11 protein-coding genes and 1 pseudogene are annotated in these 14,561 nt (G+C 44.0%); 1 reads left to right on the top strand and 11 read right to left on the bottom strand.

Going from position 1 to position 14,561, the window contains the following annotated elements:
• Positions 1 to 51 precede the first annotated feature (51 nt).
• The 11 genes from QVP67_RS10395 to QVP67_RS10345 form a co-directional block, all read right to left on the bottom strand.
• Positions 52 to 1,023 carry an acyltransferase family protein gene (locus tag QVP67_RS10395; protein ID WP_022163500.1) on the bottom strand — a complete coding sequence of 324 codons (972 nt, stop codon included), beginning with the start codon at positions 1,021 to 1,023 and terminating at the stop codon, positions 52 to 54.
• A complete protein-coding gene (locus QVP67_RS10390; protein ID WP_022163499.1) occupies positions 1,010 to 2,380 on the bottom strand; it encodes a lipopolysaccharide biosynthesis protein in 1,371 nt (456 codons plus the stop codon). Before QVP67_RS10390 ends, QVP67_RS10395 begins: the two co-directional genes overlap by 14 nt.
• An 80-nt stretch (positions 2,381 to 2,460) precedes the next feature.
• Positions 2,461 to 3,474 (bottom strand): polysaccharide pyruvyl transferase family protein, encoded by a 1,014-nt coding sequence (locus QVP67_RS10385; RefSeq protein WP_022163498.1) that lies wholly within the window; start codon positions 3,472 to 3,474, stop codon positions 2,461 to 2,463.
• A gap of 22 nt (positions 3,475 to 3,496) precedes the next feature.
• On the bottom strand, positions 3,497 to 4,099 hold the full coding sequence (locus QVP67_RS10380; RefSeq protein ID WP_022163497.1) for an acyltransferase: 603 nt from the start codon (positions 4,097 to 4,099) through the stop codon (positions 3,497 to 3,499).
• 28 nt (positions 4,100 to 4,127) lie between these two features.
• The gene (locus tag QVP67_RS10375) at positions 4,128 to 6,533 is read right to left on the bottom strand and encodes a GumC family protein (protein WP_022163496.1); all 2,406 of its coding nucleotides are present in this window, start codon (positions 6,531 to 6,533) and stop codon (positions 4,128 to 4,130) included.
• A 137-nt stretch (positions 6,534 to 6,670) separates the two neighbouring features.
• Positions 6,671 to 7,468: a polysaccharide biosynthesis/export family protein gene (locus QVP67_RS10370; protein ID WP_022163495.1), complete on the bottom strand. Its 798-nt coding sequence runs from the start codon at positions 7,466 to 7,468 to the stop codon at positions 6,671 to 6,673.
• Positions 7,469 to 7,627: 159 nt separating this feature from the next.
• A complete protein-coding gene (locus QVP67_RS10365; protein WP_022163494.1) occupies positions 7,628 to 8,065 on the bottom strand; it encodes a BT0820 family HAD-type phosphatase in 438 nt (145 codons plus the stop codon).
• Positions 8,066 to 8,225: 160 nt separating this feature from the next.
• Positions 8,226 to 9,101 (bottom strand): hypothetical protein, encoded by an 876-nt coding sequence (locus QVP67_RS10360; RefSeq protein WP_022163493.1) that lies wholly within the window; start codon positions 9,099 to 9,101, stop codon positions 8,226 to 8,228.
• The gene (locus QVP67_RS10355; RefSeq protein WP_022163492.1) at positions 9,098 to 9,481 is read right to left on the bottom strand and encodes a helix-turn-helix transcriptional regulator; all 384 of its coding nucleotides are present in this window, start codon (positions 9,479 to 9,481) and stop codon (positions 9,098 to 9,100) included. The genes QVP67_RS10360 and QVP67_RS10355 overlap by 4 nt, the downstream gene beginning before the upstream one ends.
• A gap of 227 nt (positions 9,482 to 9,708) precedes the next feature.
• Complete coding sequence (locus tag QVP67_RS10350) at positions 9,709 to 10,254, bottom strand: UpxY family transcription antiterminator (protein ID WP_262483132.1); 546 nt, start codon at positions 10,252 to 10,254, stop codon at positions 9,709 to 9,711.
• Between the two features lie 663 nt (positions 10,255 to 10,917).
• Positions 10,918 to 12,126 carry a tyrosine-type recombinase/integrase gene (locus QVP67_RS10345; protein WP_022163489.1) on the bottom strand — a complete coding sequence of 403 codons (1,209 nt, stop codon included), beginning with the start codon at positions 12,124 to 12,126 and terminating at the stop codon, positions 10,918 to 10,920.
• 394 nt (positions 12,127 to 12,520) lie between these two features.
• Between QVP67_RS10345 and bioA the strand changes: the two are divergent.
• Positions 12,521 to 14,561 (top strand): annotated as a pseudogene (gene bioA, locus QVP67_RS10340) (adenosylmethionine--8-amino-7-oxononanoate transaminase); the annotation flags it as partial.

The following is a 14,561-nucleotide window of genomic DNA, read 5'->3' as shown; positions in this document are numbered from 1 at the left end:
AGGCTAGGCTAATTTTTAACGAACTATTGACTTAATTAATTAATCATATAATTATTTTCCAGTTTCACCAAATAAATATTTTCTAAAAAATTTGTGCCGTAATATCTTATACGAAAGAATGGACAACAGTATAATTATTACCGAAACCATACAAATAATGAACAAATTATTTGTATGATAATTCAGAATAGTAGAAGACATCAAAAACTTTTGATGCAACACATAAATAGGCAACGTAACTCCACCAATATATAACAGACTAGCATTTAAATATTTTATTCTTACAATATATTTATTCAAATATAGCATACAAACAATGCCGCTTATACCTCCGATGAGTCGAACTATTGTCTTATATAAGAATTCCCATGTCAGAATGTGCATATCACCCATAGAATATAATGTAAAACTCCAATCGTAGATATTTACTGCAACAAAGAACAAAATAAACGATAAAACGAATAACCATACGGGTACAGACTGCCAATTCCATTTACTACAAAATATAGCCATTACAAAAAATGGTAACAGGAATTTTATTTCGTTTATCATCCAAGCTGAAGGTATAAAATATAATATTGTAAATACAAAAAAACAAGCCGTATAGAAATACTTTCTTAAATATTCATATAATATAGCACCTATTACTGATAAAAGGAATAATGCTGTCAAAAACCACATCCCTGTAAATACCAAATACACGAAATAACTTACATCAATTTCTTTATGGGTTATAATCTTAAAAGCTAACATCATACATGCTCCAATTATGCCCCAACACAAACTCGGCAAATAAAGATGCTTAAACTTTTTTTTCAAATTTCCCATAAAAGTATTCTTGGCTATTGACGGATAAAAAAAGTAACCCGATATAGCTATAAACAAAGGCATCTGTATCAGTTGAATTGCATTTGAAAGAGTGGAATCATGCGCAATTGGATTCATAGCAAGTAGACTATGTTCAAAAGCTACAATCCAAATAGCCAATCCTTTTAGGATATCATAAAATTTAATTCTTTCCATGCTTAAAAATACGCTGTCGAAGATGGATTCTATCTTCCTCTATATGAATAAATAAATCTTTTACTTTCATCCCCAATATATGACAACTATCTGGAAGAACATAGAACATCATGATTACATCATAGATAACTGCACCAATTGTAGCTCCTAACAATCCCCATGATAGAGACATAAAATAACTACACCCCACCGAAATACAGGCTGAAAACGTACTCATAATGGCAAAATGATAGGGCTGGTTAGTCATGCGATAAGTGACAACCGATGTCCACCAAACGGCATTAAACAGGATACCAATCATAAAGGTCCACCAAACATCTATTGGAACAGACAACACACTTTGGGTCCACCATTCATAAAGATCAAAACCAAAAAACATTAAAAATAATGTTCCTATGATACCAATCAACATGCTAAAAAGTACAGCAATCCGAAATAAACGGTGAACCGTCTGCATATTTCCTTTTCCATATTCGTATTGCAAATCAGGATAGATACTTGCATTAATAATGGAGTATGTTTGATTGACCGAACGACATACCGTCCGCACGGTATTGAAAACAGCAACGCTTTCTGCACCCAACGTCAACCGGACGACAAAAGTACCTCCTTGGAAATAGATACTTTGCCAAATGGGAGTCATTAGATATCCCATACCTTTTACCGTTATCTGTTTCAAATCTTCTTTCAAAATTCTACCTCGAAAAGAGGATAAATCAATTAACCGTCTGCCCATACAAATATACAGACTAGTAAATACGACAGATACAAACAGTTGTGAACAGGTATATTCGACAATGCCACCTCCAGCTAACAATACGCCCAATCCTGCAAGGATATTAACAACATGTAATCCGGAACCTAATAGACTACCCCAAGCTGCCTTACGGGCACTCCGGTAATAACCTTCTACCAGCTGATTATAAAATCCCAATAAACGGGCAGCCATCATCAGGCTAACAGCCAGTATAGCTTCATGAGCCGGAATCAATGACTTATGAAATAACTGCAAACTGTCGCCAAACAGCAAAATAGCTACTGTCAACAAAATTCCTAATGCAACTGAGAGAGAAATGGCAAGGTAACCACTCTTATTAAGATTTGCTGCCCGCTGTTTATCACCAGCTGCATATGCCAACACGAAACTATTGCTAACAGCTGAACCAAAACCTAAGTCAGCAAAAGCCAAGACACTGGGTATAATACTTAGTGTCAGCCATTCACCATAATATGCAGCTCCCCAAGATGTTAAAAAGAAGGGAACCAACAGCAATTGATCCAAAATCCGAACAGACTTCTGAATAATGTTTGCAAGGCCATTGCTGATAATCCCCTTGGTAATACTATGATCACCCATATTACCATTTTTTACTCTAAAACAATCAATCACAAAGAAAAATAAAAGATTATTTTGCCAAATAATTTATATACATGTTATTAAATATATTTTTTGATTTCTTGCTCCAAAAGGTATTTTTCTTCATCAATCCGATTCATATTAGGATACATAATACCATTATTCTTTTTATAATTGAACCCCATTCTATCAAATATACCAGCTCTTGGAGTATTGAAAAGAAAACGAGCTGGTCTTCCACAGGCTAATGCTATTGCACATGCATGTACCCTATCTGACACTACAAACTCCGCAGATTTCGTCACATTTAAATAAGATATAGGATTAAAACTAATAAAACTATTAGGCATTGCAAAATTCACATGATTATATTTTGTATTAAGATTTTGAACGGTTCGTACTATTAAATGACCATCAATTTCCTTTTGTTGCTTTCTCAAGAAATTGAGGTGCCTAGCAAAATCATAAGGTAATCCAAACATGGTTTTATGACGTTCCAATAAAAGATTCTCTATATTAAAAGATTTTCCAGTAGGAATACTATATATCGGTTCTAACTCTGTATAAAAACTACTTATAAAAAACTCTTTATCTAATTTAAAAGGATGTATATCTATAGTTTTATCCACTAAAAACGCTGTACAAACTCCATTATAAGCATTCTTCACATAAGGTTTGAATGCATTATAAGTTTCTTCATCTCTTGATGAAAAAAACAATGGTGGATATTTCTGTAAAAAATCGCCTATTTCTGAAATTTCCCGTTGACTAAGTGCTGTTCCAGACACACTAATAAGGGCATAGGATTTCTGTTGTAAAATAATTTGTTTAATCCTATTAGCATAAATAGACAACAATTGTTGTGGTAATATGGGACCCGAATATATATATACATCAGCACTTTGATAATCAAACAAATTAAGACCATTATTTTTTTCCCAATTATTTTTTACTCGAAAAGATCGGTAAATAGGTCCTTCTCCACAGTAAACATCATCATTGGGATATAATTTTTTCAGTAGTTCATATAAAGATATTCTATACCAAGCTTCACCAACATTACCCCAACCAGAATTTTCAACTAATATTTTCATTTTCTAAAAATTGCTTTTTCTATTAATTACTTTTTTTTCTTACTTTTTTATACATCACATAATCTCCACCTAATAAAGACTCCACTATCAAATCAGAATGTACTTGTTTTCGATATTTAATAATTTGTGCAGGATTTCCTGACATCACTGCCATAGCTTCCACGTCTTTTACAACTACCCCCCCTGCGCCAATAACTGCACCATAAGCCACACTTCTACAAGATGGAAGGATCAAGGCGTTAGTAGCTATCCAAACGTAATCATCAATCTGAATACCATAATGTTTATGTTCCCAATCAGGTGAATCAATTTGATGTGAAGTAGTGATGATTTCAACACCAGAACCGATAATGACATGGCTACCAATAGTAACAGGACTACGTAAATCAATTTTATTAGTTTGAATGGATGTATGATTTCCAATAGTAAGATTTCGGTTGGCGCGCTTAGCAAACTTAATAGACATGATTACACCTTCTCCAATATCTGCCCCACGTTTACGAGCTATTTTTCTGGCACGTTCATACTTCAAATTCTGCTTCCAACGGACAATTAACCCCATGAAATAACGAAACTTACTACGATCTTGCACATTTATCTCATACAAACTTCTATGATATTTCATTTAGATTCTATTTAATATGAAATTATTTTTACTTTCCATATCCATATTTATATTTCCTTCCATACCCGTACTTCCCATATTTCCCATACTTCCCGTACCCATAATAATACCCATTCTTCCGCTTATCCATATTAATACCATTGATAAGTATACAAAGATTGGAGATATTCTTATCGTGACGGATGTCGTTGATGAGAGCAAACTCGCTCTTGCGCGTATAATCTGCCCGACAGACATATACACACAGGTCGGCAATGCGAGCTACAAGCTGGGTATCGGTGACCATGCCGATGGGAGCAGTGTCGAGTACGACGTAATCGAAATGTTGGCGAAGGATGCTGATAGCTGTCTCCAAAGACGGACGGGCCACCAGCTCGGTAGGATTGGGGGGCAAAGCACCGCTAGGCAGGACATACAAGTTGGAAGACACTGTGCTGGGACGGCAAAGTGACAGTAAATCGTGCTCGGAGGGAGCGGCGAGATACTGGGTGATGCCGGGCAAGTGCTTGTCCATCGAAAAGATATGGCCTAAGGTGGGCTTGCGGATATCGAGACCTACGATAACGGTTTTCTTGTCCATAAAAGCAAAGCTGGCTGCCAGGTTGGTAGCGGTAAATGATTTGCCTTCGCCGGAACTGGTAGAGGTGAAAAGAATGACTTTCTGACCTTCCTGCAGCATGTACTGGAGATTGGTACGCAGGCTGCGGAAGACTTCTTCCATGATTTCGTTGCGGTTTTCGCTGATGACAATCGGGGCTTTTTTATCCGCTTCTTTCACTTGGGGAATGTCGCCTACCACAGTCACATCGGTGATGCGTTCGACATCGGTACGCCCTTCGATGCGGAAGCGCAACTGACGTGACAGCCAGATGCCTCCGACAGGGATACCCAACCCAAGCACAAAAGCAATCATATAGAGGTTACGGCCATTGGGAGCGACCAGACCTGATACACGGGGGGTCTCGACCGTACGGCCGTTATTGGCCTTGGCGGCCAGGGTAATGGCATTCTCCTCGCGCTTCTGAAGGAGCATGAGGTAGAGGTCGGCCTTGATTTCCTGCTGACGGCTGATGTTGCGCAACTCCTGCTCCTGACGAGGGGCATTGCTGATACGGGTACGGTATTTGCCTGCCTCCAGATCGAGGTTGTTGCGGGTGATCTGAAGAGTACGTTCGACATTGGCTACCGTGGTAAGAACGGTAGTACGGGTAGCGGCAATGGCTTCGTCGAGACTGATGACTGCCGGGCTAGTGGGCTTGGAAGTACGCAGCAGACGCTTGCGTTCGATCATCATCTCATTGTACTGGTTGACAATATTGGAAAGACCGTCGTCGGTAAGACCGACGTTGGCGGGGATGACTTCGTCGCGATTGGCAGGATCTTCCAGATAGCGGCGCAGGTCGCCGACAAGGCGAAGCTGATTGGTGTTGTCGGCACGTTTCTGCTCGTACTCGGAGTTGCCTTTCAAGGCCTGCTGGGCATCGGTACTGAGATCGGTGATGCCGGCCCGCTGCTTGTAGTCGGCAAGCTCGGTCTCGGTGACTCCCAGTTCGTCGTTGATGACGGCAATACGTTCGTCGATGAACTGGGCGGTATGCATGGCTACCTGATTCTTATCGTCGTTGGCTTCGTCGTTGTAAATGGTGACAAGCGTATTCAGGAAATCTTCGCCCCGAGGGATATTGGTATCGTTGACGGTAAGACGTACAATGGACGTATATTCGCTGGTAGGGGTGGCACTGAGGCGGGATTTATATTGGGCTGCTACCACAGAGGGAGCCGTAACTGTGGCCTGAAGCGAATAAGAAGAACTGGCAACGGCTGCACTATCGGCTGTCAGGCTGAGTGTACCGACAGGAGTAATGAAGACAGCCGGAAGCTGCTTGAAAGTCTTGCTGAGTGTATGCTTGTCGCCATCGAGCTGATAGCTGACGACGGCTTCGTGGGAAGCACCGACGGTGCCGTTAATCTGTACCTGCAAGGCGGAAGGAAGACGGTCGGCATCGTCGGCCGACATCCAGACATGGACGGGCACGTTCTTATAAAGCGAAATGTCGTAACCGCCTTTCCGTTCGGCTGCATATTCGACGTACAGACCGAGGCGGTCAACAACCTTCCGGATGAGGGAATAGGACTGCAGAATCTCGACTTCGTTGTCGAAATTGTTGGCCATAGACACGGTTCCCAAATCCTGCATGGCAGCCAGCTGACCGATAGTGGAGGACTTGGTTTTATCGCCCTGCTTAATGAGGATGGTGGAACTGATGCTGTAGACAGGCGGCTGGTAGCGCAAATAGACGTATGCACCGCCCAAAGCCAGTACCAGACAGGCCAGGATAATGGGCCAATGGAGCAGGTATTCGAAAATAAGTGCCTTGTAATCGACGGGCTTGCCGCCGTCGTTGAAAATATCGTTGTAGGTGGAATCGCTCATAGATAATGGTTAATGGGACGTTGTGAATTAAAAATTAATAGTTAAAAATTAATAGTTGAGGGTTTAGGGTTGAGCGTTTAGAGTAGTCTATGTATTGGCTTAACTCCTTAACTTCTCTAACTTCTTAACTCCTTAGTTTATTGCAGTGCAATAATGACCAGTGAAGCAAGAGTAGAGGCCAGGCTCAGCAGACTGATCCAGATGGAAGCATTGTTGCTGAATGTATTGGAACGTACCTTGGCCTTGGTGGGCTTGACGTAGACTATGTCGTTCTGCTGCAAATAATACTCCGGAGCAAGGGCGATGCCGGCCTCGGTAAGGTCGAGATGAATAACCTGACGACGACCGATGGAGTCTTCGCGCAGGAGCTGAACATCGTCGCGATCGGCAAAAAGTGTCATATCGCCAGCCTGGGCCAGGGCCTGAAAGATGTTGATGCGTTCGTCGGTGACAGTAAACGTGCCCGGCTTGTTGACTTCGCCCAAAACACTGACTTTGAAATTGTCGATGCGGACTGTGACATTGGGGACTTCGTTAAGGTAGGCCTCCAACTTCTGACGGATAAGGTCTTCGCATTGACGGCAGGAAAGACCGGAAACGGGAAGCTTGCCCAAAACGGGATAGTCGATGCAGCCCTGGTTGTCGACCAGATAATTCAGCAGTTTGGCATTGCCCGTGCCTTGTGAGTTCTGGCTCATTTCCTTATTCTGCCCCAGCTTGCGAAGGAAGGGCACGGAGGAGGCAGGATCGGACGTACTGACGACGATAATCAGTTCGTCCTTGGGCATGATGCGGTATTCGTAAAGCTTACCTTGCTGCTCAATATCAGCGAGCACCTGGTCGTGACGAAGATACACCGATTTTTTATAAGAAGCGCATCCGGCCAAAAGCAACGGAAGCAACAATACTAACAGATAACGTCTGAATGAAAACATGGTAAGAATGAAAAATGTTTTATAAGATATTTAAGTTTCAGATTTAATATCGAACTGGTAGTTAAGAAGTTAAGGAGTTAAGGAGTTAAGCCGACAGATAGACTACGTTAAACCATTAACCTTAAACCCTAAACCCTCAACACTATTAATTTTTAACTATTAACTTTTAATTCTCCTCAGCCTTTCCCAAAAGCCCAGCGGCTTTGCCGGCATCGGAGGCTGTGAAAGATGATGACTATATATGTCTTCGAAAGATAACCCTTCCTGAATCATACGGTAAATAAGTCCCCAATCGGGCAAGCCTCCCAAATTGCGGTCGTCGATGAAAAGGTCGGCCTTCAGCTTGCGGGAATAACCGCTATGCGATGGCTTTTCTTCCGGGTAATTGCTATTGACTGCATAAAACTCCAAACCACGACTGCGACAGAATTCGACAGCCTCGTTGAGCAAATCGCCTTCACGAACGGTCCATAAAATCAGTTTATGACGCTCGCGGGCCAGAAGTTTCAAGGTGTCGACAGCAAACGGTATTTCCGGACCGATGGCGGGATAGCGGTGTGCGACGATGGTTCCATCGAAATCGACTGCAATAATCATAGAGACAAAAAATGAAGAACAAAATAAATGAAGAATGAGGAATGAAGAATGAAGAATTTATTAATCATTAATCATTAACCCTAAACCATAAACCCTAATCCCTCAACCCTAAACGCTCAACTATTAATTTTTAACTTTTAATTTTTAATTCCCAACGCTTTTAATTTTTTAATTCAAAAACCACCTTCGCACTGAGAAGTGCTGCCGACTTCTCAGGAAGATTTTTCAGGAGGTAAGCTGGTATCGTTCCGGCTACCCAGGCCAGCGTTTCACTGACCGGCGAAAAGGTTCTGGAGTCGCGTCCGATGGCCGATGCGGCTTCGAGCAAACGACAGAACGTATGAATACCGTCCAGACGAATGGCACGATTTTCTGCTGCCTGCTCCATGAAAAACAACGCGCTGAGACGGACTCCCTCGTTGCGGTAACAAAACGTTTTGCCACTCCAGGGCGAACCGTATATACGCATGCTGCCATCGGGCATCCGACGCAGTACGGGCTGATCGTCGTTGAGCAGGCGACTATCGGGGATATGTTCCAACCACAGACGGGAATGTGTACTTTTGCCGACTCCGGAAGGCCCTATGAAAGCACAGCCTTCTGATCCGACCGCCACACACGAAGCATGGAGAAGAACCGTATCGCGGAATGCAGAACTGTAGATGAAAGCAATCATCAGGAAATCGTTCAGGACGGAATAAGAACCGGGATAATCGGGCTTCCAATCGGAAACGATCTGCTTCCAGTCACGGCTGGCACGCAACCAGTAGGTCTGCCGAGAATCAGCCAATGTCAGAGAGATACTGCAATGATCGGGCATCAGCCACAGACGCAGGGTACGGCCTTCCAACTCGTTGACCAGTACGGGTACTGTCTTTTCGGGAGACAGAGAAACGCCCATCTGTAAACGGAACAGGATATCGGCATCGGAAGAAAGAGGGTCCGATACAAGGAACGGATGCAAGTTGGGCAGTTGTCCGGTTACGGCATCGTCACAATCGACTTGCATGAACCAGTCGGCAATCTGTAATCTCATAATTTCTCTTTGTATTCGACAGGACTCATCCCGTACTTTTCAGAAAAAAGACGATAGAAAGTACGTACACTGTTGAACCCGCTGTTGGCTGCAATGGCCTTGATAGGATCGGCGGGATGTTCGTGCAACAGTCGGGCTGCATATTCCAGCCTCATGCCGTTGATATATCCGTTCAGATTGGTACCGGCATACTGCTGGAGCATACGAGCTACCTTATTCTTATTGACTAACCCTATTTTTATGAATTTGGTTCGAGAAAAACCGGGATCTAAAAATAATTGTTGTTCGACAATCGTCTGATGTATTTGCTCAAACAACTCCCGCTCTTTCTCGGCCAACTGTGAAGAAGGGTAAGCTTTTTCGGACAATATTTCGCTCATATAAAATATCTCAACTTTGACTTCGTCGATTTTCAATTCGCAAGCTCAAGTTGCAGTTGACAAGCAACAAGTTGACGAGTTAACAAGGCGTTTGTAGCGAGCCGTTTCAAGCGGCACTTTATCAAACAGGGAGTTCCAGCCTAGTAGACTTGTTAACTGAAGCCTTGTCAACTAATAAGTTGAGCACTTACGAATTGAAAATCAACGAAGTTAAACTTAAGTAAATATTACAATAACTGTATAAACTCCGGATTAACCTCGACAGCAGCCGTAATCCAATTGGGTAAATCGACCAGCAGACGCTTGACACGCGACCCGCGGGTGGTGAGTAGATACCCCTCGTAACCATCCAGGTAGCCCCCGATAATGCGGATCTTACGACCAAACATAGAAGGAGTCAACTCTTCCGGAAGGTAATAACGGGGAAGATCCATGCCATTTACAGCATAGATAAAACGATCCATATCGGAATCAGGAACAATCATCGGCTCACAATATCCCGCACCTTTCTGATAGCGGTATTGCAAAGTCGGTATTTTTTCAACGAAAGCATCAAGATGTTTTCGAGTATCGTGCACGAACAGCAAATCCTGAATGAAAGGGACTTTTTCACGTATCCGTTTGCCCAGTTTTACAGTCAGTTTCCAACGCATAGGCGTAAAAACTTCTACATCCTCGGTCTGCAATTGTTTATAAGCTGGCAGTTTGGCATTGAATCGTTTCAGATCGCGCATTACATACCAATGTTTAGGAGCATCCGGCTCCTGCAACAGCCCGTCATCAGCTTGGTGAAAAGCTGTTTTAAAAGATATTTTTGCTGAATACACAATTTGATAAAAGGTAATACTTCTAATCCTGCGAAAACATATATATTATTATATATCAAGCAGTTACAATGTATTTATAAAAAAGTTGCGGGATAAAATCCCTTTTATTCATCTCTTATCAATAGTACCCCTGTTTATAGCCCTAAAGAATAATCCTAACTTGTTCTACTATTGCTTCATCTCTCTGTAAGAGATATATTAATCGTTTACTGAATTTATAACTTCTTGAAACACGAGCATAAATAACTTCAACCAACCGCCGATTAACTCAACAAATGTTGAGTTAATCCTTTTAATCAACATTCTTCCTCCAAAAGAAAATAGCAAATCAATATCTTTTTATTTACCATTTTTTTGCCATAAATCTTTTTTTCGCTATATTTGCACCGTCTTAATACATCTCTTACAGAGAGATAAACCACTCCAAAGCGCATTAGACACTACTTATTTTACTGTTTTAGTGTCAGAATATCATAATACAATTTTCACATCTTCAAATATGCATATTCATACATCAGCATTCACATATACTACTGTTATTTTATAGTATTTGTCAATATTTCGCATTTTATTGTGTTTCCTTTATAGAGAAATCCGTATCAGGAGATATTAAAGTGAATTTAAAATCTTGCTATTGGCTTTATCAACAGCTGAAGTATCCAACGAATCAAGATAGATACGGGTTGTTTTCTCGGAATCGTGACCGAGAGCTTCACTGATAATTCCAATAGGTATATTTTTATGTTTAGCTATACTCGCCCAACCATGACGGGCCACATAAGTAGTTAATGGAATGCCTAACCCTATCTCCTTACCAATCAGTTTCAGCTTGTTGTTGACCAGATGAATAGCATTCTTGTACTGAAGCCGGGCGTCGGTATGCGTATCTCTTATAATAGGTAACAAATAGGGACTTTCGGGACTAGCGTATTTATTGACAATATCCTGCATAGGTTTCTCCCACTTAATGGTAAGCTGCTGATTGGTCTTTTGCCGACGGTATACCAGGACACCATTTTGCAGATCTGTTTTCTTTAAATAAGCCATATCGACGAAGGACATGCCACGGGTGTAAAAGGAGAACATGAACAGATCGCGCGCCCATTCCATGACAGGGGATGAAGTCAGATTCAGACCACGTATCCGCCGGACTGTTTTCAGTGATATGGCTCTTTTTACAGTCTGGTCAATGCCTGTATATACGGACTTAAACGGATATTGCTGTATTGTAAGACCGCGAGCCACGGCTGTATTATACACAGAACGGAGAATACGCATATAAAAGGAAATCGTATTCATGCATAAGCCCTTTTCGTGCAAAAAGCCTTCATACTCCTCCATGAGGACCGTATCGACATCAGTGAAAGGCATATCATCTTTGCCATAGAACAAAAGGAAACTGTTGAAGGCGGATCTAAGCTTTTCGAGAGCTGAACGACGCCCGATTTTCTCCAGATGCTCCATCTGCTGACGGATGAAAGAGAAGAATCCGTTTCCGTCGAACGCCTGCTGATAGGCCTTGACAATCTCATCGGAAGTAAACGGAGTCCCACTACCCTCCATCCGGAATATGATAGACTTGAGAAAGGCTAGTTCACGACTAACCTGTCCGTTCAAAGAAAGCAGGTACTCACGACGTTGGTCATCCATACATTCCGAAAGTAAAATCCTGGAATGAAATCTGTCCCATTCAGACGGAAAAAGTTTATGGTCGGTAGTTACCTGCCGTGCCACCCTGTTGTGGATCACCTGAAAATACAATGTGCCTTCCCTCGTCTTGACGGAAGATGCACGAAACTTAACTTTAACTGTTGCCATATAACTATGATTTTATAGATGAATATGCGTATAATTATCCTTGACTTTTATAACTTCAATATAAATCTCATAGCCATATAAAAGAGCCTAGATTCCATAGCAGGAAGCAACATCTATTTTCTTATTTTGTTTTTCAAAGATTTGCCAACCGATAAGAATGTGACCAAATGTCACAAAAGAACGATAAATGATAGAATAACGAGGCAATAAAAAAGTTAAAGGAAGTAAGATGCTGATAGTTTTTTCAATGAAAGATAGTGAGCGAAAAAATACACCTCGATTTATCGCATCAAAACAGGCTGGGAGTAAAGCATAGGAAGAATCTGGCATTTGCTTTGCATTTCGACAACTTTGCACTATCTTTGCTCCACCTGAACAGATAAAGAAAACCATCGTGAAGAAGAAAAGAATACATCAGAACGCCATACGCTTCAGGCGCTGGAGCCGCAAAAGTTATGCGGCTTTTGCCAGTGTAGGGCGGACTGTCACCATAGGCTGCCTGCGAAAAGAGGCGGCCGACAGCTCGCTGCGCAAACAGGTGAAGGCGGCAGGCAATCTTCTTCACACATCTATATCATCATCTATTATGACCCTTGACTTACTGAAACAACGGGTACTGGCAGGCATGGCCCTGTCGCCCGAAGAAGCGTCGTGGCTGGCCGGACTGGCCGACCGTGAGGCGCTGTATCGCGCTGCCCACGAAATCACCGTGGCATGCGCTCCAAGCGAATTTGACATATGCTCCATCGTAAATGCCAAGTCGGGCCGATGCCCGGAAAACTGCAAATGGTGTGCACAATCTTCCCACTACCACACTCAGGCCGACATCTACGACCTGCTGCCCGCTGAAGAATGCCTGCGGCACGCCCGTGCCAACGAAGAGCAGGACGTCAACCGCTTCTCGCTGGTGACCAGCGGACGAAAACCCTCGAAAAAACAGATTGAACAGCTTTGCGACACGGTGCGCTACCTGCGCCGCCACTCGTCCATCCAGCTTTGTGCCTCACTGGGACTGGCGGATGAAGACGAACTGCGGGCACTATACGAAGCGGGCGTGACGCGCTATCACTGCAACCTGGAGACAGCTCCCAGCTACTTCCCCACCCTCTGCTCGACCCATACGCAGGAAGAGAAAATCAAAACGCTACAGGCTGCACGCCGCATTGGCATGGACGTGTGCAGCGGAGGCATCATCGGCATGGGCGAGACGATGGAGCAACGCATCGAACTGGCTTTCACCTTGCAACGGCTCGGTGTACAGTCGATCCCCATCAATCTGCTCAGCCCCATCCCCGGGACACCGCTGGAACACCAGGCACCCCTGTCCGAAGAAGAGATACTGACTACCATTGCCCTGTTCCGTTTCATCAATCCGACAGCCTACTTGCGCTTTGCCGGCGGACGCTCCCAACTGAGCCGCGAGGCAGTGAAGAAAGCACTGTATATAGGAATAAACTCGGCCATCGTGGGCGACCTGCTCACTACCCTCGGATCGAAGGTGGCCGAAGACAAGGAACTGATTCGGGAAGCGGGGTATCGGCTGTGCGACTCGCAGTTCGACCGCGAACACCTGTGGCATCCCTACACATCGACCAGCCATCCGCTGCCGGTCTATAAGGTGAAGAGTGCGCAGGGCGCTACCATCACACTGGAGACGGGCGAGACGCTGGTAGAGGGCATGTCGTCGTGGTGGTGCCAGGTACATGGCTACAACAATCCGGTACTGAACCGTGCCGTAGAGGAACAGCTGAAGAAAATGTCGCACGTGATGTTCGGCGGGCTGACACACGAACCGGCGGCGGGCTGACACACGACCCGGCCATCGAACTGGCTCGTCTGCTGCTGCCACTGGTACCGCCGTCGATGCAGAAGATATTCTACGCAGACTCAGGTTCGGTAGCTGTAGAGGTTGCGCTGAAGATGGCTGTACAATACTGGTTCGGTAAAGGGAAGGAGCAAAAGAACAACTTCGTCACCATCCGTTCGGGCTATCACGGCGATACGTGGAACGCCATGTCGGTATGCGACCCCGTGACCGGCATGCATTCGCTCTTCGGCAGTGCACTGCCTGTGAGATACTTCGTGCCGCAACCCCGTTCGCGCTTCGACGGCGAATGGAATCCGGAAGACATCGTACCGCTGAAGGAGGTCATCGAACAGCATCACAACGAACTGGCGGCCCTGATTCTGGAGCCCGTGGTGCAGGGAGCCGGCGGCATGTGGTTCTATCATCCGCAATACCTGCGCGAGGCAGAACGCCTGTGCCGCGAGCACGGTCTGTTGCTCATCTTCGACGAAATAGCAACCGGATTCGGACGGACGGGCAAGCTCTTTGCCTGGGAACACGCCGGAGTGGAACCGGACATCATGTGCATCGGCAAAGCACTGACGGGAGGATACATGACGCTGTCGGCGGTGCTGGCATCGAACGAAGT

Origin of the sequence: Bacteroides sp. CAG:633 (assembly GCF_000435115.1) — a bacterium.
Taxonomy (GTDB): Bacteria; Bacteroidota; Bacteroidia; order Bacteroidales; family Bacteroidaceae; genus Bacteroides; species Bacteroides ndongoniae.
This window is presented reverse-complemented; position numbering and strand designations above follow the sequence as displayed.

What these genes read in the sequence shown, in the direction of transcription:
- QVP67_RS10395 (WP_022163500.1), bottom strand. Translation starts at nt 1,023, where the DNA reads ATGGAAAGAATTAAATTTTATGATATCCTAAAAGGATTGGCTATTTGG.
- QVP67_RS10390 (WP_022163499.1), bottom strand. Translation starts at nt 2,380, where the DNA reads ATGGGTGATCATAGTATTACCAAGGGGATTATCAGCAATGGCCTTGCA.
- QVP67_RS10385 (WP_022163498.1), bottom strand. Translation starts at nt 3,474, where the DNA reads ATGAAAATATTAGTTGAAAATTCTGGTTGGGGTAATGTTGGTGAAGCT.
- QVP67_RS10380 (WP_022163497.1), bottom strand. Translation starts at nt 4,099, where the DNA reads ATGAAATATCATAGAAGTTTGTATGAGATAAATGTGCAAGATCGTAGT.
- QVP67_RS10375 (WP_022163496.1), bottom strand. Translation starts at nt 6,533, where the DNA reads ATGAGCGATTCCACCTACAACGATATTTTCAACGACGGCGGCAAGCCC.
- QVP67_RS10370 (WP_022163495.1), bottom strand. Translation starts at nt 7,468, where the DNA reads ATGTTTTCATTCAGACGTTATCTGTTAGTATTGTTGCTTCCGTTGCTT.
- QVP67_RS10365 (WP_022163494.1), bottom strand. Translation starts at nt 8,065, where the DNA reads ATGATTATTGCAGTCGATTTCGATGGAACCATCGTCGCACACCGCTAT.
- QVP67_RS10360 (WP_022163493.1), bottom strand. Translation starts at nt 9,101, where the DNA reads ATGAGATTACAGATTGCCGACTGGTTCATGCAAGTCGATTGTGACGAT.
- QVP67_RS10355 (WP_022163492.1), bottom strand. Translation starts at nt 9,481, where the DNA reads ATGAGCGAAATATTGTCCGAAAAAGCTTACCCTTCTTCACAGTTGGCC.
- QVP67_RS10345 (WP_022163489.1), bottom strand. Translation starts at nt 12,126, where the DNA reads ATGGCAACAGTTAAAGTTAAGTTTCGTGCATCTTCCGTCAAGACGAGG.